The 22,596-nt window shown below is 44.0% G+C and carries 22 protein-coding genes and 1 pseudogene; 4 read left to right on the plus strand and 19 right to left on the minus strand.

Annotation, left to right across the window (positions count from 1 at the left end):
* Positions 1-15 precede the first annotated feature (15 nt).
* The 3 genes from AC58QD_RS00235 to AC58QD_RS00245 all read right to left on the minus strand — a co-directional run bounded on the left by AC58QD_RS00235 (position 16) and on the right by AC58QD_RS00245 (position 4,071).
* Positions 16-1,359 carry an ABC transporter substrate-binding protein gene (locus AC58QD_RS00235; protein ID WP_497328789.1) on the minus strand — a complete coding sequence of 448 codons (1,344 nt, stop codon included), beginning with the start codon at positions 1,357-1,359 and terminating at the stop codon, positions 16-18.
* A 443-nt stretch (positions 1,360-1,802) separates the two neighbouring features.
* Positions 1,803-2,855, minus strand: a complete 1,053-nt coding sequence (locus AC58QD_RS00240; protein WP_497328791.1) for an alpha/beta hydrolase family protein — start codon at positions 2,853-2,855, stop codon at positions 1,803-1,805.
* A complete protein-coding gene (locus AC58QD_RS00245) occupies positions 2,836-4,071 on the minus strand; it encodes a Gfo/Idh/MocA family protein (protein ID WP_497328793.1) in 1,236 nt (411 codons plus the stop codon). The genes AC58QD_RS00240 and AC58QD_RS00245 overlap by 20 nt, the downstream gene beginning before the upstream one ends.
* Before the next feature lie 228 nt (positions 4,072-4,299).
* Between AC58QD_RS00245 and AC58QD_RS00250 the strand changes: the two genes are divergently transcribed.
* Positions 4,300-5,469 (plus strand): N-acetylglucosamine-6-phosphate deacetylase, encoded by a 1,170-nt coding sequence (locus AC58QD_RS00250; RefSeq protein ID WP_497328795.1) that lies wholly within the window; start codon positions 4,300-4,302, stop codon positions 5,467-5,469.
* A 215-nt stretch (positions 5,470-5,684) separates the two neighbouring features.
* Here AC58QD_RS00250 and AC58QD_RS00255 read toward each other — a convergent pair whose 3' ends face one another.
* The 5 genes and pseudogenes from AC58QD_RS00255 to AC58QD_RS00275 form a co-directional block, all read right to left on the minus strand.
* Positions 5,685-6,146, minus strand: coding sequence for a hypothetical protein (locus tag AC58QD_RS00255; RefSeq protein ID WP_497328797.1), 462 nt, complete (start codon positions 6,144-6,146; stop codon positions 5,685-5,687).
* Positions 6,147-6,541: 395 nt separating this feature from the next.
* A pseudogene (locus AC58QD_RS00260) lies at positions 6,542-6,771 on the minus strand (AAA family ATPase); the annotation flags it as partial.
* A gap of 215 nt (positions 6,772-6,986) precedes the next feature.
* Positions 6,987-7,922, minus strand: coding sequence for a DMT family transporter (locus AC58QD_RS00265; RefSeq protein WP_497328799.1), 936 nt, complete (start codon positions 7,920-7,922; stop codon positions 6,987-6,989).
* A gap of 301 nt (positions 7,923-8,223) precedes the next feature.
* Positions 8,224-9,363, minus strand: coding sequence for a kanamycin nucleotidyltransferase C-terminal domain-containing protein (locus AC58QD_RS00270; protein ID WP_497328801.1), 1,140 nt, complete (start codon positions 9,361-9,363; stop codon positions 8,224-8,226).
* Between the two features lie 20 nt (positions 9,364-9,383).
* On the minus strand, positions 9,384-9,791 hold the full coding sequence (locus AC58QD_RS00275) for a hypothetical protein (RefSeq protein ID WP_497328803.1): 408 nt from the start codon (positions 9,789-9,791) through the stop codon (positions 9,384-9,386).
* Positions 9,792-10,072: 281 nt separating this feature from the next.
* Here AC58QD_RS00275 and AC58QD_RS00280 point away from each other — a divergent pair, with 281 nt between their 5' ends.
* Positions 10,073-10,492, plus strand: coding sequence for a cupin domain-containing protein (locus AC58QD_RS00280; RefSeq protein WP_497328805.1), 420 nt, complete (start codon positions 10,073-10,075; stop codon positions 10,490-10,492).
* A 234-nt stretch (positions 10,493-10,726) separates the two neighbouring features.
* Here AC58QD_RS00280 and AC58QD_RS00285 read toward each other — a convergent pair whose 3' ends face one another.
* The 4 genes from AC58QD_RS00285 to AC58QD_RS00300 all read right to left on the minus strand — a co-directional run bounded on the left by AC58QD_RS00285 (position 10,727) and on the right by AC58QD_RS00300 (position 13,639).
* Positions 10,727-11,224: a cysteine hydrolase family protein gene (locus AC58QD_RS00285; RefSeq protein WP_497328807.1), complete on the minus strand. Its 498-nt coding sequence runs from the start codon at positions 11,222-11,224 to the stop codon at positions 10,727-10,729.
* A 122-nt stretch (positions 11,225-11,346) separates the two neighbouring features.
* Positions 11,347-12,594, minus strand: a complete 1,248-nt coding sequence (locus AC58QD_RS00290) for a PASTA domain-containing protein (RefSeq protein WP_497328809.1) — start codon at positions 12,592-12,594, stop codon at positions 11,347-11,349.
* A gap of 142 nt (positions 12,595-12,736) precedes the next feature.
* Positions 12,737-13,198: an NUDIX hydrolase gene (locus AC58QD_RS00295; protein ID WP_497328811.1), complete on the minus strand. Its 462-nt coding sequence runs from the start codon at positions 13,196-13,198 to the stop codon at positions 12,737-12,739.
* A gap of 240 nt (positions 13,199-13,438) precedes the next feature.
* On the minus strand, positions 13,439-13,639 hold the full coding sequence (locus AC58QD_RS00300; RefSeq protein WP_497328813.1) for a CDGSH iron-sulfur domain-containing protein: 201 nt from the start codon (positions 13,637-13,639) through the stop codon (positions 13,439-13,441).
* Positions 13,640-13,793: 154 nt separating this feature from the next.
* Between AC58QD_RS00300 and AC58QD_RS00305 the strand changes: the two genes are divergently transcribed.
* Together AC58QD_RS00305 and AC58QD_RS00310 are read left to right on the plus strand one after the other, a co-directional pair.
* Positions 13,794-14,258 (plus strand): MarR family winged helix-turn-helix transcriptional regulator, encoded by a 465-nt coding sequence (locus AC58QD_RS00305; RefSeq protein WP_497328815.1) that lies wholly within the window; start codon positions 13,794-13,796, stop codon positions 14,256-14,258.
* A 44-nt stretch (positions 14,259-14,302) separates the two neighbouring features.
* Positions 14,303-14,794 (plus strand): MOSC domain-containing protein, encoded by a 492-nt coding sequence (locus AC58QD_RS00310; protein WP_497330026.1) that lies wholly within the window; start codon positions 14,303-14,305, stop codon positions 14,792-14,794.
* Between the two features lie 189 nt (positions 14,795-14,983).
* Here AC58QD_RS00310 and AC58QD_RS00315 read toward each other — a convergent pair whose 3' ends face one another.
* The 7 genes from AC58QD_RS00315 to AC58QD_RS00345 all read right to left on the minus strand — a co-directional run bounded on the left by AC58QD_RS00315 (position 14,984) and on the right by AC58QD_RS00345 (position 22,421).
* On the minus strand, positions 14,984-16,849 hold the full coding sequence (locus tag AC58QD_RS00315) for a hypothetical protein (protein ID WP_497328817.1): 1,866 nt from the start codon (positions 16,847-16,849) through the stop codon (positions 14,984-14,986).
* 182 nt (positions 16,850-17,031) lie between these two features.
* Positions 17,032-17,280, minus strand: coding sequence for a hypothetical protein (locus AC58QD_RS00320; RefSeq protein WP_497328819.1), 249 nt, complete (start codon positions 17,278-17,280; stop codon positions 17,032-17,034).
* A gap of 59 nt (positions 17,281-17,339) precedes the next feature.
* A complete protein-coding gene (locus AC58QD_RS00325; protein WP_497328821.1) occupies positions 17,340-19,163 on the minus strand; it encodes a hypothetical protein in 1,824 nt (607 codons plus the stop codon).
* Between the two features lie 425 nt (positions 19,164-19,588).
* Positions 19,589-20,116, minus strand: coding sequence for a YfiT family bacillithiol transferase (locus tag AC58QD_RS00330; protein ID WP_497328823.1), 528 nt, complete (start codon positions 20,114-20,116; stop codon positions 19,589-19,591).
* Between the two features lie 136 nt (positions 20,117-20,252).
* Positions 20,253-20,711, minus strand: coding sequence for a hypothetical protein (locus AC58QD_RS00335; protein ID WP_497328825.1), 459 nt, complete (start codon positions 20,709-20,711; stop codon positions 20,253-20,255).
* A gap of 289 nt (positions 20,712-21,000) precedes the next feature.
* Positions 21,001-21,798, minus strand: a complete 798-nt coding sequence (locus tag AC58QD_RS00340; protein ID WP_497328827.1) for a M55 family metallopeptidase — start codon at positions 21,796-21,798, stop codon at positions 21,001-21,003.
* A 236-nt stretch (positions 21,799-22,034) separates the two neighbouring features.
* Positions 22,035-22,421: a VOC family protein gene (locus tag AC58QD_RS00345; RefSeq protein ID WP_497328829.1), complete on the minus strand. Its 387-nt coding sequence runs from the start codon at positions 22,419-22,421 to the stop codon at positions 22,035-22,037.
* Between the last annotated feature and the right edge of the window lie 175 nt (positions 22,422-22,596).

Raw genomic sequence — 22,596 nt, forward strand, 5'->3', positions numbered from 1 at the left:
GCCTCCTGAATAGAATCATTTTTTCGTGGCATTAAGCTCCTCAATCTTCTTCTTTGCATCCTCTTCTGCCTGCCGCAGTGCAGTATTCAAGTCGAGAGCTCCGATTTGTGCTTTCGTCCCGTAACTGGCATATATACCGGCAATTACGGCTTCTTTAGGCGCTTGAGCCGGGATAGGGGCAAATTTGTTGTAGAAGATAGCTCCCCAGTTCTTATCCTTGAAAGCAGTATTCTTGCCAAGCTCCTTCTGGATCGCTTTGTCTTTCAGTACAGGCATAGTACCTAATCGAGCCAATTCTGTTTGGAACTCATTTGAGATCATATAATTTAGTACTTCCATCGCTGCATCCTTATTCGCCGCCATCTTAGTAATACCCCAATAGCTTGGATAGGACGACGACCCTACACCCGGCAGATCCGTGAAGGTAGGCATGGAAACGAAATCCCAATCCATTGTTTTGAATTGCGCTTCCCATACGGTAGCCAGACTGGACACATAATTAATCATGGCAATGTTATTCGACTTCACAAACTCGGTAAAGTCCGGTATTTTATTCGTCGCTTTCATCATGTCTTGCACACCTGCTTCCTGCACAGGGTTCAAGAAAATCGTTTGGAAAAAGCGCTTCCATCTTGCATCTGTATTAATGGTTGGTGCACCTGTTTTAATATCTGTCGAAGGTACGGACAACTGCATCATCCGAACCGAATGGGCTGGTGAATGAGCAAACCCAATATACTGTGTTCCTCCATCATTACGAGTCAGTTTCTTGGAAATATCAGCTACCTGATCCCAAGTCATGCCGTCTTTCGGGTGAGGAACTCCGAATTTATCGAAAAGTGACTTGTTATAGTACATCACAAGGTTATTATTATAGATAGGCAGTGCATACATCTTTCCGCCAGAGACCTGCTTAATCGCGTCAACGAGAGTTGGTTCTATACGGGATAGGTCTACATTGTGTTTCTTAACCAAGTCCGTCATATCGTATTGAATTTCACTGCTGAATGCAGCGTCCTCGAAGTTGCCGATCGTCTGGAAGAAGATGTCGAAGCGCGTTCCAGCAGCAATCAAGTCAGGCAAGTTCGTACCTGTCCCTTTCTGAATATATTTAATTGTATAATCAGGAAACTTCTTGCGCAGCAAATTGCCAAACCGCAGATCAAAGCTCTCTGTAGGGTCTCCATTATTCGAGTAAAAAACGATTTCTACAGGCTCCTTCGGTTTTTGCGGCGTTGCTGCACCAGTAGTTTGATCAGGTTTTGGTGTAGATTCTCCACCTGAACCGCCTGAGCATGCCGACAAAACCGTAACAATCATGATCAATATCAATAAACTCCAGCTTTTATTCTTTCTCATGTTATAACTCCTCTCGAATGTTGTAACTGTTTCCCCTTACTTCATTATGATTCCGCTTTCAATTATGCCTTGCAATCCTCTGTCATCAAACTTGATACCGAACACAGGTCTCTGAAGGTACACCACCTCCTTACAATTGACACAAAACCGCTAAGACTTCAATTAGTAATCGATTACTATAAAAAGCTTAAACGGTCTTCTATCCTTCTAGAGGGTCACCGTTTAGCGTAGAACTACCCATTTCACTTTTCCATCCGCCCAACAAGAGCATATCACCGCGAAACCTTATCTCTTTTACAATCAGTATAGTACACTAAACAATCAAACACAATATTTAATTAAATTTTTAATAATAAGTAGTATTGCCTAAACGTTTAAGTTATTGGCATAATGAAGCGCTCCGGGAATTGAGTCTGGAACGCCTTATCTGTTTCCGCTTAATCCTACATTTGCGACGCTCGATGGTTCGCTGTCACCCCATCGACTGTCAAAGTGTACTCACAATCTACTTCACAGGTTAGCTTGAATTCCTTTTTATCCAAGTCATATTCAAGGGTCGCCACCTTATCTATAGAGTCGAGTACGACCGAGAACAACCGTGTGAACAAATAACCTGCGATCGTTAGCACACCAGATGAAGCCAATTGTACAGGTGAACGATAGTTCCGTCGGTTCTCTTCACTCTCGGTTGCAATCAGAGCCATCATCTCATCTGTCGCATTCCCCCAATGACTTTCAGTCCCCACACCTGGCAGCTCCCTATAACGCACAAGCGCACTCCTGCCTGTTTCAGCAGCCTTGTCAACAAACCTTCTCGAATGCTCAGATGGCACCCGAATATCCGTCTCTCCATGGACGATATAGATCGGAGTGCATAAATTCCCGACCGTCTCAAGACCACTGCGTGACCTATAAGCCATAGCATTCGTATCAGGGCTGCAGCCAATCCATATGTCCAGCTCATCTCGGAATTCACCGACCTTATCCTGATTGTACCAGAGGGCATAGTCAGATATACCACACAATGAAGTAACGGCAGCAAACGTGTCAGGAAATTTGCCGACGATTGCAAGTGCATTGCCCCCCCCACCGCTTCCCGCTTCGAAATAAACGATATTCGGATCGACAATATATTCCGCATAATGGATGCGTGCGTATTCAATCGCATCAATAACGTCGTATAGCTCCCAGCCATTGCAATCCGCTTCGCCTTCGGAGTGAGGCCTGCCGCGCATATCGATTTCAATTCGCAAGTATTCATTGCCAGCTAACGGCTGATCCATAGGTTTAAATCCATGAATACCCATATGCCAGCCATGAGTCCCCGCTACAATGTAACCTGGTTTATCTGGTTTCAATATTCGAGCGGCCAGCTGTATGCCCGGTGTACGTGAGGATTCATAATAGATGAAATCACAGTAAAGAGATGTTTGGTGTACCTTTTCATTCATCTGTTTCTCCAGACGAATCCGATCTTCATATTGCTCGTACGCCATCGGTCACCTCCACAGGTGGATCTAATAATTCGCTGATGCTAACTGGCTTTTCTCCCGCTATTGAGATGTTTGCAGCAGCCCCTATCAGTAGCGACATAGCCCCTGACATACTCCCGGCTTCCTGCCCAAGCGGATCTTCCATCCCACCAACGAATAGCATTTTTCGAAGAAGTTCATCACTTCCACCATGCCCGCCTGCAGCAGCAGGTATTAAGTGTTCCACGGTTTCACCGTTTGGTTTAGTTATATGAATGGAGTATTTATTAGGCCCGTTATATAACTGACTTACTTCCATGCGCCCTTCACTTCCTTGAATAACAGCCCTCCAGCCTTCAAACGGACTGTACGCCACTAACGAATAAGTAAGCATCGCTCCGCTCTGATACTGAACATGAACAGACATGGTATCATATATATTGATCCGCTCTCCGAAGACACACTGATCACGGATATATCCATCTTCTTGCTCTGCTTGTAAGTAATAGCGGTTTACAAAATCATTCTTAGCTATATCAAAATAAAATTCGCAAGACGCCTTATACTCGCATGTCAGGCACCGTTCCCCGCGCTTCTCACGGGTAGGACCGTAGAATACTCGCTTACCGAATGCATGTACATCCTTCGGATTGCTGTCCAGCCACCAGTTGATTATGTCAAAGTGATGGGTCGATTTGTGAACCAGAAGTCCTCCGCTCATCTCCATTTGTGCATGCCATCTACGGAAATAATCAGCGCCATGAGAACGATCCAAAAACCATTCGAGTGCAACGTGATGCACTTCCCCAATAACTTTCTGCTGTAATAGTTCTTTAATTTTGGCCGCATAAGGGACATATCTCATATTGAAAGTGACCTTCAGCGAACGCCCCGTTCTCTTCTCAGTTTCGAGAATTTCCCTGCATTTCTCCGCGTCGATTGTCATCGGTTTCTCTGAAATAACATCGCAGCCCGCTTCCATTGCGGCAATGATGTATGTATGATGAGTCGAATCCGAAGTGGCTACCACTACGGTGTGCGGGCGAACATGCTTCAGCATAGTATCAAAATCATTGTAAATCGGCACGCCTCCGCATTCCTCACTAAGCGCCTTCGCCCTTAAAGTATTGGTATCAAATATTCCTCCGAATCGGACAAAGTCTTTAAGTTCAGTAATAAAAGGCAAGGCAAACATAGCTCGTGCTCGTCCACCTGCTCCAACTAAAGCGATTGTTTTCATACTTGACTCCCCTCATTTCGCTAGCTTAGTAATCGATTTCTTTTTTTCAATCTATCATAGCTTTATTTTTATTGTCAATGAGGTTTAGAAAAAAAAATTAAACGTTTAATCAAATAACAGAAAATAACTTCATACTAGCTCTTGACATGTAATTAAGGCTTATTCTATTATTCAGTTGAATCGATAGAAATCGATTACCGTATAAATAGAAAGTGGTGCATGATCCTTATGGAATCAAATCAAACTGTCCTACAGGGGGTTCATTATCGAACGGGAGAACTGATTGAAGTAAGAATGCATAAGGGGCTTATTACCTCTATCCAGTCTCTAGAACAAGTAACAAATGGCGAGCGCAAGGAATCCGCCTTGCCAATGATTGGTCCAGGCTTGGTCGAACTACAGTTAAACGGCTACAAAGGGATGGATTTTAATACTTTACCCTTTCCGGATGGTACGACAGAGCGGTTGACCCGTGCGATATGGCGGGAAGGTATTACAACTTACCTTCCAACTGTCATAACCAATAGTACTGAGAGAATTGAAGAGGCAGTTCGTACGATTGCACAAGCTTGTGACTCCGATCCAATTACTCGTTCATGTGTGCATGGAATCCATCTTGAAGGCCCTTTTATCTCTCCTGAAGATGGTGTTCGTGGGGCTCATAACAAAGCTCATATACAAGCACCTGACTGGGATCTATTCCAGAGCTGGCAAGAAGCTGCTGGCGGCAACATTCGCATCCTGACGCTTTCACCAGAATGGCCGAATGCTGCACAATTCATCCGCAAATGTACAGATTGCGGTGTCATTGTATCCATTGGGCATACAAACGCTACGTCGAAGCAAATCCAAGAGGCCGTGGGAGTGGGTGCCTCCTTGTCAACACATCTCGGCAACGGGTCGCACTCGATGCTCCCACGCCACCCGAACTATATCTGGGATCAACTTGCAAGTGATGAGTTATGGGCTTGTATCGTTCCTGATGGCTTCCATCTTCCAGATGCTGTAATGAAGGTAGTTTTAAGGATGAAGCGGGATAAAACCATTCTTGTTAGCGATGCTGTCATGCTAAGCGGTATGCCTCCAGGTGAATATTACTACCAAATCGGTACCAAGGTTGTTCTAGAGCCGGATGGTCGACTACACACTGTAGAGAATCCGAATATTCTCGCTGGTTCTGCACAAATGCTGCTATGGGGCATATCTCATCTCGTGAAAGCACAGCTATGTTCTTTTGCCGATGCCTGGGATATGGCCTCCATTCGTCCGGCAATGAAAATCAGCCATCCAGCGCAGAAGGGACTAGCAATAGGTGCTCCAGCGGATCTCATCCTTCTCGAGTGGAATAACGAGAAAGCCTCCCTGATTGCCACGTACAAAAACGGTGTAAAGGTATAAAAAAAGGTTCGAATTTTATCACAATACAGCTAATGGGTTCGATCCCGTGGAAAGGAGAAGCCATTAGCTGTTTGATTTAAAGATGACTGGGTATATTCATTTTCATGGGCAGGCGCTCTACTTGGACTTTGTTATAAGCTTAAGTAAAAATGATTTCAGATCAATGATCCGCAGGTATTGCGGCTTTTGATCTGTTCCAGTAATGATAAGGGGAATCAACGATTCCGCTTGACCAAGAGATCCGTGCGGCGGGTTAACCCGTCTGGCAGCTTTTGAATCCTTTCAAGCGGATTGGACAAAGCACCAAGCGCAAAAAAATCCGGTCCTTGTACAGGAATGGTTCCAGGTAAAGAAGTAGAATCCTGAATCCAGAACGGAATGGATAACGTATGTTCAACCGTACCTCGATAAATCAAGCCATTAATGCTCCCTGATTTCATTCCACGTCTGGACAGGTCTTCATAAATGGTAGGCACTTGTCGGTTCAAATGACTGCCGTTCAAGTTGACTAACGCATCAACCAATGCCAGCTTAACACCATGCTTGAAAACCTCCATCGGTCCAGTTCCATAATTGATGACTTTCTTTTCTTTCATCGAATACCAAATCAAACCAGGTACAGGTTGACCATCTGGATATGTTCCTTTAAGCAAAGAACTGTCAATCGTAACAGACATAGGAAAAGAACTTACCATACCTTTAAAATATTGACCATGCTCGAACAAGAATTGGATTGCGGGAAGTTCTTGGTGTGCTATACCGTTCTACTCGGAAGCACTCGTGCAAAGCGCTGTGGCGCATTTCGATGAGACCGGGATGCGGGTACACGGTATGGATTCCAGGAGGAAGCCCAAACGAATCCGATACCGAAAGCGTGACGGTACAGCGGTATGTGAAATTCCTGAATTAATTAGAAAATGGAGCCCGCAAACACGCACGGCTCCGTTTTTGTTGTTGCAGAATTGATTAGAAATATCTCTCCATAGCAGCAATAAAGGCAGTTTATTGCTGAGTTCGTTAGAAAAATTTAGAGCGGTTTTTGATGAATATTCATTACTGCATAAATGTACAGCGAATCAGTGTAATAAAAATTATTTCTCCCGCCGCCCGCGGTATTAAATCCGCACTGGTACGCTATAGCCTCAAGTAAAGTAGACTTTCCAGAACCATTTTCTCCTACGAAGAAGGTTACAGCGCTATCGAAATCCAATGTGTCCATTCCACTAATTGCTGGAACTGTGAAAGGGTAAGTTATTAAATCTGTAATTTTTCTTTGAGAAGGGTTACTCTGCGTAAAAACAAATAAATACACTCTCCATCTATGCACCAAATGCAGCCGTTCATTCGGTCCTTTCACTCAGGTTTTACAACTTCAGTTTAACAGGTTGTTCGCAAACGATGCTACCTTACTTGAATAAACAAAGAGGAACTCTGTCAACACAGGCTCCTCCTATAGTTCTCTGTAGTTAAATTTATCCATCAAAGCTTTCGGATTTTTTTGAGCAATAGCTTTATTGTCAATTAGGAGTACTCGCTCCGGGACGTTCGCTCACCGGAACTCTACCTTTCTTTACACTTCCCTCTATGCTCTGCAGAGAAGCTATAATCGTGGCTCCTACAAGTAGAATTCCACATATGATCACGCGAATCGAGGAAGCATTACCAAGCAGGACATAATCCAACACGGCTGTTACGGCAGGCTCCAGACAGAACAGGATCGATACCGTCACTGGCGACAGCCTGCGTTGACCGAAGACTTGAAGTAGATTGGCCGCAATCGATACGAACACGATCATATATAATATTCCTAGGAGCGTCATCGGCTGGATCAGCAATGTATGCAACGCCAAGCCACCCGGACTTACGCAGGCATAGACGATCGCCGACAAGGTGAAATAAACTGCGCAGCCCGCTACGCCCAGGAAGGAGACCTGTATGACCGATGCACGCTCTGTCATAAGCATCCGGTTTGTAATTACGATAGAGTAGGCATAACCGAGCATGCCGATCATAGCCAGACCGTCCCCCATCTGTACGTCGCCGTCTTGAGGTCCCAGTAGCAGTGCAATGGCGGCTAGTGCGATGCCGATCGCCCATTTTTCGACGCGAACCGGCTTACTCCTGTCATGGATCCATCGCAGCAACGGAACGACACCGATAATGAAACTGTTAATGACAACTACCCTTGTCGGCGTCGTATACTGTACCGCATAAATAGAGAAAAAACTAAGGACAAAATTGGCCAAACCGAGTCGCAACAACCCAATCTTCCAGATCGAGATCGGAATCGCCATAATGGAGCGATAGAAGCAAATGAAATAGATTACGGCCACTGCAGTATACCTCCAAAATTGGAAAAGCATCTGAGGGTAATCCGTTGTTGCCGCCTTCATCACAATATAGGACATTGCCCATATCAATACCGCTCCAAGCAAAGCCAAATACCCTTTCAACTGACATTCCCTCTTACCAGCCTTTTCATCTTTTACATCCTCTCCTGCAATCTATGTTGTATGCAATAACAAGCCTCTTTTTAGCGCTCACCGAAGCTCGTCTTACCTTCCAGTCTATTGCTCATTTATCTTTAATAGTGACACAGTTCTCGCCTATTCACCATTAGAATAGATTGTCTTATGCCTAGTCAATTCTATCCAAAAGACAGTCTTCAGTTGCCATTCGGAAATAGGGTAAGGAACTTGTCACTGACTTTGACAAGTTCCTTACCCTATAATAGAAAAAGCTATATCCTTCCTTTTAAACGAACTTCGCCATTTCCGCCGTCTTCTCCTTAAGGAATGTTTCAAATTGTTCCATGTTATTAAACCGATTAATTTCGACTCCTTTGGTTCGGAGATAGCTTTCTAAAAGAGAACACAAGCGTTCCACGGCTGCTTGTAGTTGCGATAAATCGTGAGAATTGAGAAGAACGACTATTTCAGGGAGCCCTATCTGTCTGTAAATGTCCTGATAAGCTGAATCGGCCGTCAAGTTGCAGGGCCATTGCCCCGTTTCGGCAAAATATAGAAAGCGGGCGATTTCATCCTGCACATGGATTGCATTGAAAAAAACCGTATCGTAATCGTTCATTTCGCAAGCCGTGATGATTTTGTCTAAAACCCCTTTTTCCTCTTCGTAAAAGCCTTTCATTCTATCCTGGTAAGAAGGAGCGCTAGAATGCTTTTCTTTTTCAGCCAGCACCAATTCAAGGGTATCCGCTGTCAGTTGCTCACATGCCTGTAGGATGTCGTTCGCCATGCAGCCTTGCATAATTGTGTGCATTAACGACTCCAAGCGAGCGGGCCTTAACGGAAGTTGCAGTATTTGCTCCTTGTTTTTGCCAAAACCTTTTGTGAAGTAAGTTCGATTTAACAGCGCAAGACTTTGCAACACTTTCGTTAAAACCCCGTGAGCTTCTGTTCGGTAAAAAGTAATATTATCCGAATCGCCAGCTCGGCCCAGCTTATACAAGTGCAAATAAACATTACGTAGTTCCGCCTCTGCTTTCTCCACCAGACTTCGTGTATTTTCCTGCATCTGCACATTGGAGATTGTATCACGCAGCCCCATGAATCGTTCCCGGTCTTCGTCTGAGCGAACATAAAGCAATTTGCAATCGGCGATAATCGTGGTTTGTGATTCTTGAAAAGAGGCCATTCTTTCCGCGCGCTCCCAACTGATTGGCCAAAAGTCAAAACTTATATCATCAATAATAAACTGGATACTTGCGCGGTAACCATTAGATGAAGCGGGAATGAAAAAAAAGTCCAAGTCAGATCGCCTTGTAGCTGTTCCTTGCGCATATGACCCGTAATAAGCAATTATTGCAATGTCGTCCGGACAGTTGGACCTGATATGATCTACAAGAGTTTCCGAAACATCAAACACGTTCAACACTTCTAAGCCCCCCCTTAATTCTAATAATGCGCATGTACTAATAACTGTTTAATATAATTAAAATCAATTGATTGGTTTTTAGATATATAGAAAAAACCTTTATATCTTATTGTATCATTTGAGTTAATAATCAGTTCCTTGATGGCTTTTCCTTTATGGTTGTAAATCGTTGTTTTGAAGCTATAACCCATATACCCAAATGTAAGCTTACCTTTTTGAAAGGTAATATTGTTTAAATTATTGATAATATAATTAATATCCGATTCATCCTTAATTTCTAATTCGTATCCTGTGTTTCCATCAAAGACAGTAATTTTTGAAACTTTTGATGGTTCTATATTCACAACATTATGTGGAATATATGTAAGCCCAAAAGCTAATAGCAACAATAAAGGTATAGCTAATGTAACGAGTATTCGTTTTTTCAAATCATATCCCTCCCAACTCCGGAGCTTGCTGCTAAAGCCATTCCGCATAATAAACCGAGCATAATCTTTGGGTTATATAGTAATTAACGCCAAATAATTGAGAGTGTTGCGTCAGGATCCAAAATAGTTGAACTATTGATATTCGTTAGAGCTCGATGACGTTTTTTTATTTGCAATTTGTCTCTCAATTATAATTGTTAGCAATCTAGAAGAAACGATAGCATCATCTATAGGTTAAAATAAAATGGACACATAAAATCTAGAAGGAGTTGTTTAATTAGATGAATGGAACAAATTTTAGTGTTGTGGAAGCGGGTTCTTTTGGTGGTCTTCTAAGTGTGACAGAGGGTCCTTCTGCAGGCAAGTACTTCCTGAAGGACAGGCTTGGACTAACTGGCATGGAAGTTTCACTTAACCAACTACCGGAGGGAGCGGCCGTCCCGTTCTACCACACACATCGTGAGAATGAGGAGCTATTCCTTTTCATAGGAGGCTGCGGTCAGTTCCAAGTGGATGGACAGATTTTGGAAGTCAAGGAAGGAACAGCAGTTCGCGTAGGACCTGAAGGCGAACGTACGCTCCGCAATAACGGTACTGGGGATTTGTATTTCATTGTTATTCAAGTCAAAGCGGACAGTCTCCGCCAATGGGTGATGACTGATGGCGTCATTCTGGATAAACCGGTGACCTGGCCGGAATAGTGATTATATGTTTGAAAAGCAAAACGAACAAGCTCAAATCAAATTAAGGGAGAACAAGAAGGCCGTAGTGTGCGTATCACTCTACGGCCTTCCCGACTCATATATAGATTTTACGATATTCTGCCCCGATCGTAAGAAGCTCTCTCTCAAAAAGTTTCATAGCAGGTAAATACGAGCACTTAACGCAGAGAGGCTACCGTTCATCTTTCTGCGGTAGCCTCCTGGTGTAGTGTATTATGAATTTTTATGGACTATAAACTCAATTACAGGATAAGAAATTATGTTTCTATCCCGATATGTATTTTGAATCACGTCACTATTAGCACTTATAATTCCATTTTGAAGAATCACTGTTTTAAAGCCTCTTTCTTTTGCACCATTATAAGTGAATAGAACACAATGCTCTGCTGCAAAACCTGCCACAATAACTAGACCAATTTCCTGCTTTAATAATATCTGTTCTAATTCTGTCTTCCAAAATGCATTTGATGCTTCTTTAGTTATCTTGATATCTTTTTGTTCAACTTTGATCTCCGAGATGATATCGAGTAATTCAGAGTTAAGATCTTCTGCTCCTTCAATATCCTGAATATGTATAACACAGTGATTTTTTGAACGAAGTAGGTCTGCGACATAGTTTATGTGTTCACATGCACTTTCGACATTAAGTTTTTCTCTTTGATCCTGTAAAAATATTTTTTGCATATCTACAATTAGTAATCCAATTTTCATTGTAGGTCTCCTTATTCTTTTATAGTTTTTAATTCGCGAAGCAACTAAACATCCCCTATAATCCCAATTCAATTATGACGTCCATTAGCTAAATACAAAGTGCTTATTGATTGATCTGTGAGCTATTGTCCTTTGCTAATCCAAAACGTAACTCGGCTGCCTCTCGCGACAGTCCCGCCCTGTATAGGCTCTTGCTTGAATACAGTTCCTGCTGCCTGTTGATTGACTTCCAAATAGTACGTATAGCGGAGCCCTGCCGCCAGCGCCTGCTGTTCTGCGGCCTCCTTAGTCAGTCCAGTCAAAGCAGGTACGACCACAGTTTCAGAAATGGCGGGCTGCGGCGTTTTTAGTTTCTCGTCTGGTTTTGGCGTCTGCGATGGGGAAGGCTGCTGCTCATTTTTCGCTGATACGGCTGGAGTTGGTGATGAAGGTTCCCCCTTAAGGTCTATTGTTCCATAGAGCAAGGCGAATACTCCCGCGAATACGGCTACACCGAGTAATGACAGTGATAGTCCCAGCAGCAGTTTTTTACTAAGTTGTATGAGACGCCATCTTTGCGTTGGGCTTTCCGTTTCGTTACCATGTTCCGGCTGAAAGCTATACTCGTCCTGCACGGGTAGCTCAGGATCCAGTGCATCGGATTTGGTTGAATCGACACTAATGTTCTGCGCTTTTAATCCATCCATCAAGCTGTCGAGACTATGAACAAAAGCAGCTAATGAGAGACGTTCATTCCACGCATTTGTAATAATGGTGACTGCGGCTTCTTTCTGGTTGGCAAAAGGAATATCACCAAGAGACCGACGAAGTCGGAGCTCGAATGATTCAGCCTCTATCGGCACATCCATCCTTCGGGTTACAAGCTGGACGAACAATAAGCTGAGTTTTTTTGACATGCGCAGATTTTGCTCTGGCTCCGGGTTGTCCCATGTGTTGATCACGTTGATTGTTCGATCGCCAGTTATCCAAATATTGTTCGGGGCCAGCGAGAAATTCAAAGACCGCTCTTCGGCCGCATCCAGCATGCTTCGAGCGAACTGTATTATCATCGCCAACGCTTCCTGAAAGGAAATCGAATCGTTCAGAATGAATTGGTCCAAGATGCAGCCTGCTTTATTATTAATGATGACATAGATAAGATCGTTAACGACCTCAATGTCCAGGATGTGCATAAAATGAAGATTTGTGAGTTCATGAGCGGATTTTCCGATCTTGCGGATATATTCCTCGACAGAGGTCTCATCTAGAATAGGGACTTCATATATGAACACATTTCGCTTCAGCGACAAGTCTTCTCCTATAAATAAGCGGCCGTGGTTATGCGGCGCAATGAATTCCTTAAGTTCATACCGGTTTGACTTCATCATCATTAGAATCACCCAATTTCTACATATTCCATAGTATTCGGAATGAGAACATGTTTTAGGTTGCAAAGGGTCCGGTTTGTTGAGCAATTTGCGCGTTAACGCAGCGAAGGCTGCCAATCATCGGGTGTATTTTGTTACGCTCTCGTTACCCGTCAGTGGAATATTTCTGATTTAAATATTTCTTTAAGTAGATAGTATTTGCTGGATTTAAACTCGGAAGATCGGTCAAATCAAAAAAACGTACCTCATGTGATTCGGTTGGATCGTTCACTAATTCTCCTGTGTACTCTTTGCTAAGATACAATGCTGTTACCGAAAACAATTCATCTCCATTTGTTAGTTTGAGATAGAGATCTGGACCAGAAAATAGATCCAACATGGTTAAACGTTCTATTCTGAAGCCAGTCTCTTCGTACACTTCCCTAGTTGCAGTATCCTCTAAGGACTCCCCTGGCTCCATAAGACCGCCAGGTAATCCCCAATTACCATCTCTGCGATGTTGTAAAAGAATTTGTTGGTTGTCATTTTGAATGATAACCACTGCACCAACTAAAATTAAAGGTCTTGTTCCAACTAAATTACGTAATTCACGAATATATTCGCTCATACAGTCACCCCCGAATGGTTTCACATCAAAATGATAACATAAATAATATTCAAGATATGAGTTGTTCATAACACAGATAATTTGAACATCAAAAAACATCGCCTACAAGGTGCGATGTTTTAACAATCATATTCAAATAGTAAGCCTAGCCACATTCGTTGGTAATAGAACGATTCCCCATGGCTGACAGTGAACGTTAATCTCTGATTACGATAGGGGTTTTCGTTTATCTATAAAGTTTTATTTTGCCGAAGATGCTTCTATGAAGCCGCAAGAGTTATGAGAGCCATCACAGAAAGGTTGAGTTTTGGAATGGCCACAGCGGCAAAGAGCGATCGAATCCCCTGTTTGAAATGCTGCTCCATTACCGTCAACGAATTCGAATTCTCCTTTAATTACAAAAGGACCTTTATCATATTTGGTGATGTTGGTTTTAGACATGATTCTTTTCACCTCCTTCAATGTAGTTTCAAAGTCAACTGTTGACTACGCAACAAATATAACAACAAAAAGTTGCTTAGTCAACAATTATTTTGTTGCGTGAGCAACTACACTGATGTATATTGAATGTAACTTATCGGAAGGGGTGGCATACGTGGAAAAAGTTACGGAGCATGAACTCTCTGCATGGAGAATTTTTATTAAAACTCACGCAATGATCATTGAAAAGATCGAACAAGATTTGGCTGAGCAAAAACGGGTTCCGCTCACGACATATGACGTCTTAATAGCTTTGTATGAGGCACCTGACCGAAAGCTGCGTTTAGGGGAATTGAATAAAAAAGTGGTTCTAAGCAAAAGCGGATTAACGCGATTGGTTGACCGGTTAGAACGGGAGGGATTGATTCGAAGGGAAAAGAGCGAAGAAGATCGGCGAGGCGCTTATGCAGCACTTACGGACGTAGGCGAAACAGAATTGCGTAGAGCATGGCCTGTTTACGCGAGGGGGATCAAACAGTACTTTGCTGCGCAGCTTTCAGAAGGTGATTTGCAATCTCTTCATACCGCATTAGAAACTTTAAATAAAGCTATGAAATCCCAGAAAGAGGCGTCCTCTTGAACGTAAATGCTTTCGTTGAGTATGTTTTGTTGGCTGATGATCCAATGACCTTTGTGACACGAGAGGTACCTGGCATCTACTTGGAAATTGGAGGTATTCCGGGCGATCGGCATTATGGTATTCTCCGTCCTGCGGATTCCCGGCAAAAGATCTACCCTCGAGGCACGATGATAGCAAACCGGCGTCAAATCAGCATCGTTTCATATGAAGAATGCTCGCAAATCGCCGGACTAATGGGTCTTCCGGCAATAAAGCCGGAATGGCTTGGTGCTAACATTATGGTAAGCGGGATTGAAAAGTTAACTGAGCTTCCGCCTGGTGCCCGAATTCTATTCCCGGATGGAACAGGCCTGATTTGTGAAGGAGAGAACCTGCCATGTGTAGGACCTGGAAAGGTAATTGAAAGCTTTTATAATCAATCAGGTCTTCATCGCAAATTCGTGCCGGCAGCTCATAAATTAAGAGGCATCGTCTGTTCAGTAGAACGGGAAGGACGAATAAATAAAGGGGATTCAGTAAAAATCTTACGTGGTTAAATCAGCGCAGCGTATAGAGTTGTCCTAAACTCCGGAGCGAAGAAAGGTAAACAATCGTCACAATACTTGATGCAGAAAAGGCCACTTTTTGATTTAGGTGGCCTACTTTAGATAATGCAATCCAACAACGTTTTTCTTATATATTTTACTGTAATGGGAAACACACAATCGTCCGTTGCTTACAACAATTTATCCGGCTTCAGAGCTTGACATTATTCTGTACAAACCGTCCGGCCCTTTGACGGGTTCCGCGTAGGTTGGCCCTCCCTGCGCTTGCCAGGCAACCCACTCATCGCGAGTCGGATCGTACCTATAGTAGCGCTCGTCTTCGATTTTGATCATCAGTTCTTTCCCCCACGCGAACACAATGCCCTGGCTCGGAGGGTTCGCGATCTGCTTCTCCGTCTTGCCCGGTTCCCAGTACGCCCATCCGTCCGGCCGGATGATAGGTATGCGCTCCGCCTTGTCGACTGGATCCGCCACGTAACGTTGCAAGTAAACACCATCGGAAGTTGCCAGCCGAACGACCCCTTTGGCAGATAATACCGTATTCTGGTCCGTCACCAAATCCGTAACCGGCGCGCCCATCTCTGTTCGCGTCCAGTAAACGCCTTTGTCCGTCGGCGTCACCGTCAAATCCAGCATCGAATATTTGCCGACAAGTACCGTCTCCGTGAAGTTCCTTTGTACGTGACTTGACGCCATGTCCACGAACGTAATCGCTTTGGTCATATCTGTACGGTCGCGATTCTCATAAGCGACTACGTACAACCGCTTCCGAATCGAATCCCACTCCGCGAAATTGATGTTATTGCTCTCGTCATCCGCATTATCCGTAATCGTCCGTCGGGTCATCGCAGTTGTGTCGTATGTGTATACCCCATAGAAGGACGCGTACAACAGAGTGTCCGAATTGATCCATCGGATGGGAGCATTATTTGGCTCTATGGTCGAGTAAAATAGCTCTTCTATGATTAGAGGCGGTTGCTCACCCCGTTCCAAGACGAATGCATAGCTCCACCCGTCTCCGTCTCCCATTGAAGGACCAAGACTGATGATGCCTACATATTGCTTTTTATCCGGTGAGAATATCAGTTGCTCATAGTACCGATCCCTCGTCCCACCTCCGACATCTGCTCCTGTCCCACCTACTTTCCAAGATACTGCTGGGGTTCGTTGAATGTGCATACTACCTTCCCGATCCAGGGTATTGCCGCTTACAGCCTGCAATTGATCGATACGAAGTATTTCATCCCTTGTTCCATTCCTCAACGAATAACCGGGATCAACCAGATCGATCCGAAGATGGGTATCGTCTACCCATTCCATGGGCAATACTGATTTCGATCCGTCAAGGGCGGTCGGGAACGAACGTTTCATCGTCTCTGTGAATGCGAGCGTAACGGTCTTCGCATCTATAGGCACCAGCAGACGGTTTCCATATTCCCGGGCTCGAATGTGAAGCATTTCCGGTTGGTATTGCCCGGATGGCGAGACCGGCTTAAACGTTAACGGAGCCATGCGGCTCACCGTGACCGGCGGCAAATCCCCCATTCGCAGCACGAAAGACGCCCCAACGGCCTGTGTGCGCGACAAGCGGAACTGTTTGGGCGACCGTTCATTTCGCGACCAAGTCTCTTTCACACCATTAAGAGTGATTTGATCTAACAGAGCTTGAATTTCTAGTTCCGTTGTATTGGAGAAAGTAATAACCAATGAGGCTCCTTCCAGGTGATGCACAACTTTGGTAGGTTCTTTGGGGAAATTGGCCCCTCTCCATGACGTTACCTGCCTGCCCGACCCATTGACTTGCTCGCCGAAGAACACGTCCTCGAGCTTCTCACGAAACGAGAGCGGAGCTGTCGATGGGGTTACGGTTGGCGACGAAAGTAAAGTTGCAGGAACTGGCGTAGGTGGGATTGTCATGCTTGTATCTACTGTAGAGGAAGGCTGTGTAATGGAGTTGTTAGCGGGTGGGTTCTCCTCCTCGCATGCGGTGATAATAACAATGAATAGTATTAGTCCTACAACGAACCTTGCTTTTTGCCATCCCACAGCTATCCCCCCAACTGGAATCGATTTACTATTTAAACGCAACTTGTAGGAAATGGTTGCAGTATTCTCGCGTTCCCGTCGGTGAAGTTTTGGCATCCCAGCGTATCAGAAAAATACCTAAATGGAAAGCGGATCCTCATAGGCCGGCTCTCAATGCCGCTATCTATCCCGACTTAATCGGATTAATTCGGGGTTCTCCAAAAAGAACCAAACACACCCGTGACAAGCCCAATTAGCCCTATAAAAAATCCAAAACCAGCATAGCCGTCAAAAGCTAAAACTACTATCACTCCAAATAATGATATATGAACGCCTAAAACTTGAATTTGAATAGCACTCGGTCGGATAAAGTTCAGGATTATTCCAACGTAAAACAATATAGTAACAAATAAAATAAGAACCGTTAAAATTAATAAACCTAGACTAGCCATTTCCTGCCTCCTTTGAAAAACGGATACCCAATTTTTGCGCAGGTTATGGCAGCCTGCAATTAACGATTATTTCGATCAAGGGATACTTTGTACATGCCGACCGAGGACTGCGGAGATATCGCCAATATTTGCTGCTCTGTCTCCCATCGTTTCCAAGTATTAGTCTGTACGTCATATTGATAGTACTCCGTGTCCTTCCATGCAACCGGTTGATTACCCGCAACTCGTATAAATCCGGGGGCTAGGGGAGCCGCAATAGGCCCTTCATCACCGTAATTCCATACCCACAGTTTCTGATAGGCTTGATCCCCGACTTGAAAAGAATAGTGATCCTCGAGAAGAAAGACGATCTTGTCATCCGCATAGTGCACCTGTCCGGGAAGCACCGTCTTGCTGCCTTCTCTGCTCTCATAAATGGTTAATGGCCAACCTTCCTCCTGCGTAGTTGTGCGGAAGACACCTCGTTGCAAGGGATTAACAGTCATTCTGTAAGCCATAAAGCCATTACTCGTTCGGATAGCAGCTGTTCGCAATTGTTCGAATATTGCAGGCTTTTCCAGCCCATTGTATACAAAAGAATTTACTACCACTCGATCTGTATGATCTATTGTTTCTTCATACTTTTGCGTCATAACATGGAGTTGTCCGGCAATACGGTCAAAGGTGACGGTATGATACCCGCCTTCCTCATTTTCACGATTCATTAAAATCCTCCGCTCCCCTGTGGAGATCGTATATTCATATATCCTTGCATAGTCTGCATATAGAATCCGGTTATTATCTACCCACTGTACAGGTGAGCCTTGCTGCAAAATATTCAGATAGATTGAATTTTCAATATATACCGGTGCTTGGCCCGACTCTTCCAAGATCAATGCATAGTACAAACCATCTCCATCACCATCGGGACGTCCGATCGCCACTGTACCCACATATTTATTGCGATCTGGAGAATGAATGATCGTTTCATAAAACGAATCCCTCGGAGACCAGCCTACTCGCTCCCCCGATCGAATATCTCTCCACTCTCCTGCATGAACCTGACGAATACTGAGATCCCAGTCATAGCCCCCAGTATAATTTCCACGGATTGAACGAAAACCCATTAGACCCACACCATTCTCTACTCGTTCGTGTCGACCAAACTGTATGTGGTCCTCTAATTCCAAACGGTATCGCCGATTATCCAACCACTCCCCCTTAGGCATACCTGTGGATGTGGATTGATCCATTTCTTCTGAAAATATCAAGGTTATCCGGGTATCCCGGTTGGAAACTAGAAGAGCTCTCATAACCGGGTTCTGATCATAGATTCCTTCCAAAACGATAGATTCATCTTTCAACTCCGAGGTGTCAACAGTTAATTGAAGCGGCTCCGCTTTCACAATCCGAATAGGCGGTATATCTCCCAGTGTAACCGTAACCGCATCGTCCATCTCGGTAAACCTCAACACAGCTCCCCTTTCATCGATATCCAATTTGGTTTGAGTTCTACCTGCTATAGTAATTTGTGAGAGTAGTAGCTCCTTCCTTATTCGGTCAAGTTCAATGAAATCGACTCGAATACTAAACTCCTCCATATGACGTACGATAGAATAAGGCTTATTGGGCAATTCACTATTGCTAAGCATTCTGAATGTATATCCCATCGTGGCATTACTTTGTCCAAAAGACAACTGTAGTATAGAGCTGCGTAAGCTAAGCGCTTGATCCGTTGGAGTAGGACTCGGAGTTCGAGTAGCAAGGGGAGTTTCCTCAGGGATATGCAGTACCACATTCGCAGAATCCTTGCTACCGTCTACATCTCCCCCTTGGACTTCATCTTTGCAGCCAACCAGCAGAACCATACTGACTACAATAAACAGAAAAGTCCAGCAACGCATATAAGGTCCCCTCTTCTCATGTATGTTTCTAATGTAATATTTTACCACTACTAATTAGACGTTCACTCATGATAAAAGGTTTCCAAAGTTCGAAATCTTAAGCATTACTACTCATATAATTAATTTTTTCTTATCCGCTTCTCAATAAAATCATAAACATTCAAAATTTCTTCTTCATAATCCCTGTTAATCTCAAAATAATCTACACCATTTTCAGCACATTTTTTTCTAAATTCATCATGTTCATTGATAAACTGATTGATCGTTCGATCTTCAGGAGAGTTACGATTTTCAATCGCATTTCTGTGTTTAACTATATCTGATGTGAAGTTTTCATTGATATAGTACAGCTATTACCACTTATCAATATGACCATAATGTAATTTTCATCCTTGTACTCCATATTTTCCATCCACCCATTGTAATCACCAATCCAGACGTTCTTTAAGTGAACTGATTTGTGCGATATGATGTCGACCGTGCCAAGCAAATCTTTGAGCTGCAACATTGAGACTCATGACGCCGTGAGTGGGACTCGTAAATGTCCTTTTATAATCAGTGGGGCTTAATGAACAGAGTAACGCTGCAAATCGACTATGTAACGATTCAAGCAGAATCAATGATGTTTCAACAGGTGTGTTTCGATAATCGCTCAGTTCTGCCCACAAATCTTCTCTATACGTGCTTGCAGTAGGGTTATCTTCAGTTAATGCTTTCTTGAAACGAATAAAGGCGTTCATATCGTTATCAGCCATATGGTGAACTACCTGTAGGATAGTCCAACCCCCAGGGCGATATGGTGTATGTAGTTGCTCCATAGTTAGGTTTTTCACATTCAGCCGAAGGATTTTTGCTATCTCTGATATATCCTGAATCGACCTGTTACGTTGTTCTGGAGTGGGATTATGTATGGGTTGGAATTGCCCAATGGGATAACGAAAATGGTCTTCCATTTAATCAGCCCTCAAATGAGTTATTTGTTACTCTCGAATTCGAGAAACATCAGTTAATTTCCTTTATATTCGAACGATGCGTTGCTAAATCCCAAATCAACCAAATGAAAAAGGATGAACACTATGTTCATCCCTCCTACTTATCTTTCTCGATCTCTGCGGCAGGAAACTGCCAACCCTGCAACATGTGGAATTCACGGTAAAGCTGCAACAGCTCGGACTCCCGTTCCATGATTAGACGGGACAGCTCCTCGATCCTGGGCGCGCCATCCTGCTTAACGGTTAATTCCGGCTTCAAGTCAACGGGTTCATATCCAAAACTCTCGACGACCCAGTGATCGGCTTCCGAGCGACCCTGCATACGATACACTTCCATATATGTTTCGAAGATGTCATTGACTAGCTTCCGTCTTTCCCAGCTCATGATGCCCATTGCATCCTTCGCTCTCGATACCGCCAGCATGAGTTGAAAATCGTTAAGCTCTCCCCGCACCGCTTCAACCCTGTTGATCTCCTCGAGCAAGAGCGGGTACACCATTTGAAACTGCTTCGCTGCCTGTATCATGTCTCGTTCTGTGATAGAGGAGTGGTCCACTTGACTTCATCCCTTCTGAGTGTAGTGAACGGTTAGACTCATTTTCCGTTCATAATACGTTTCTCTCACACTATTCGTAGCCCGCACTCTGTTTTAGTTGGTTACCTTCTCAAATTGACCACCAAACCGAGTCTCAGTAAGCAAAGCCAAATAACCGATTAACAGACGTCCCCCCTTTGCTTGCTGGTAAGGGATAGACAGTCTTAATTAATCGGATTGAGTGGTAGAGATCGGTGTGTTCGCCCTCACATCAACCAGTAAGTGCATAGACGTTTAGACAATTTCGCTTTTAATGAAAGGTTCTCGAGAGCAACCTTAGCAAATCATCATCTTTAATAAGCCGTGTTCTGCCGTCGAGTCGGAACGTATCTGTCTCATTGTAATAACGTGAATCTGCTAGGCTGGTGTTCATGTAAGCTATCTTCATTTCGTATGGACCCGGGATCGAATAAGGATTACACTCCTTCCTGCGACTTACCGCCTCCTTGACTGATTCACCTATCTCCGCATAAACTCTTTTGGGGGCCTTAAGCAAACCCGAGTGCCTGCCCCTCCCTTTTTTTGTTTCATAGGTAAATACTGTGCCCAGTTGGCGTTTCGCTTCCGCACATGTTTTATCATCGCCGGAAACGAAAATAACCGGGACACCGTGCAGTCCGAACAGCAGAGCTTCAAATCCGATTTCGCCGATTGGCGAACCGTTAAGCTCAAGACCATAAATATCAGCTAAGCTCCAAGAGTGATCCAAGATGGCCCCCTCAGTACCCGCCATGCCATGATACCCGATCAACATTGCTCCATCGAAGGTGGTGTCAATACCTGTAAAGCGATTTGACATTGACGATGGACCGAGGACGTAGGATGCTGCGGGATGTAATCGGTCATATAGAAAGTTAAAACCTGAGGAATGAGCATCCTTGACGATGATCTCCGTCGCTCCTGCTTGTACTAATGCCTCTACAACGGCGTTCACTTCATCCGTCAGCAGCTGCCTCGTTTCCTGATACAAGTATTCTCCACGTATGATCTGTTCCCTGTAAGCTACTCCCGCAATCCCTTCCATATCCACGCTGACGTAAATTTTCATCTCTTTCATCTCCTGCATTTTATGCTTTTAATTTTAATAGTGACACAAGCCTAACGTATTCACCATTAGAATAAATTGTCTTATGCCTAGTCAATTCTATCCAAATTTTTTGCTCGAGTTGCAGTTTCGGCCTCCCTGAACGCAAAAGAAATAGGGCTGCACCAGCCCTATTCTTCCATTGTACATTTCTATTGTAAGTCTTGCTCTGGCTCTGGTTAGGATTAGCCTTCTTCAACTTAGCAGCTGACCATCCATAAGACGCCGTATTTATCTTCCAGTTGCCCGAACATACCGCCCCAGAATACCGGTTCGAGCGGATGCATCACTTTGCCGCCTGCTGCAAGGTTATCAAACGCTTTTCGGCCTTCGGCTCCAGATCCGAACTCCAAACTGAGATTGATGCCGTTCCCGGGTGTAATGGGACCGAAGGAATCGGACATGAAGATGGTTACCCCTCCGGCAATCAGACACAAGTGCATGACTTTGTCTTTGATCGCATCATTCGACTCTGGAGACTCTCCATACGTCATGACGGACTGAATTTCCCCGCCGAGCGCTCCAATATAAAACTCCGCTTGAGCTCTGGAATCCTCCGAAAATAAGTAAGGTTTAAGTGTTGCCATAATCCATCATCCTTCCATCAGTTATTGGGTATGTTTGTTCCCATTATAGCAATACTGAAGGGGTGGGATTTCTTATGGATTGCTGTGTTTTGATCGCAGGAGATAAAAATTATAGTCACTTAACAAAAATGCTTTATGCCCCAAGAATATTGGATATCCCATACATATTTTGACC

It is taken from the genome of Paenibacillus sp. J2R1T-4 (assembly GCF_059692235.1).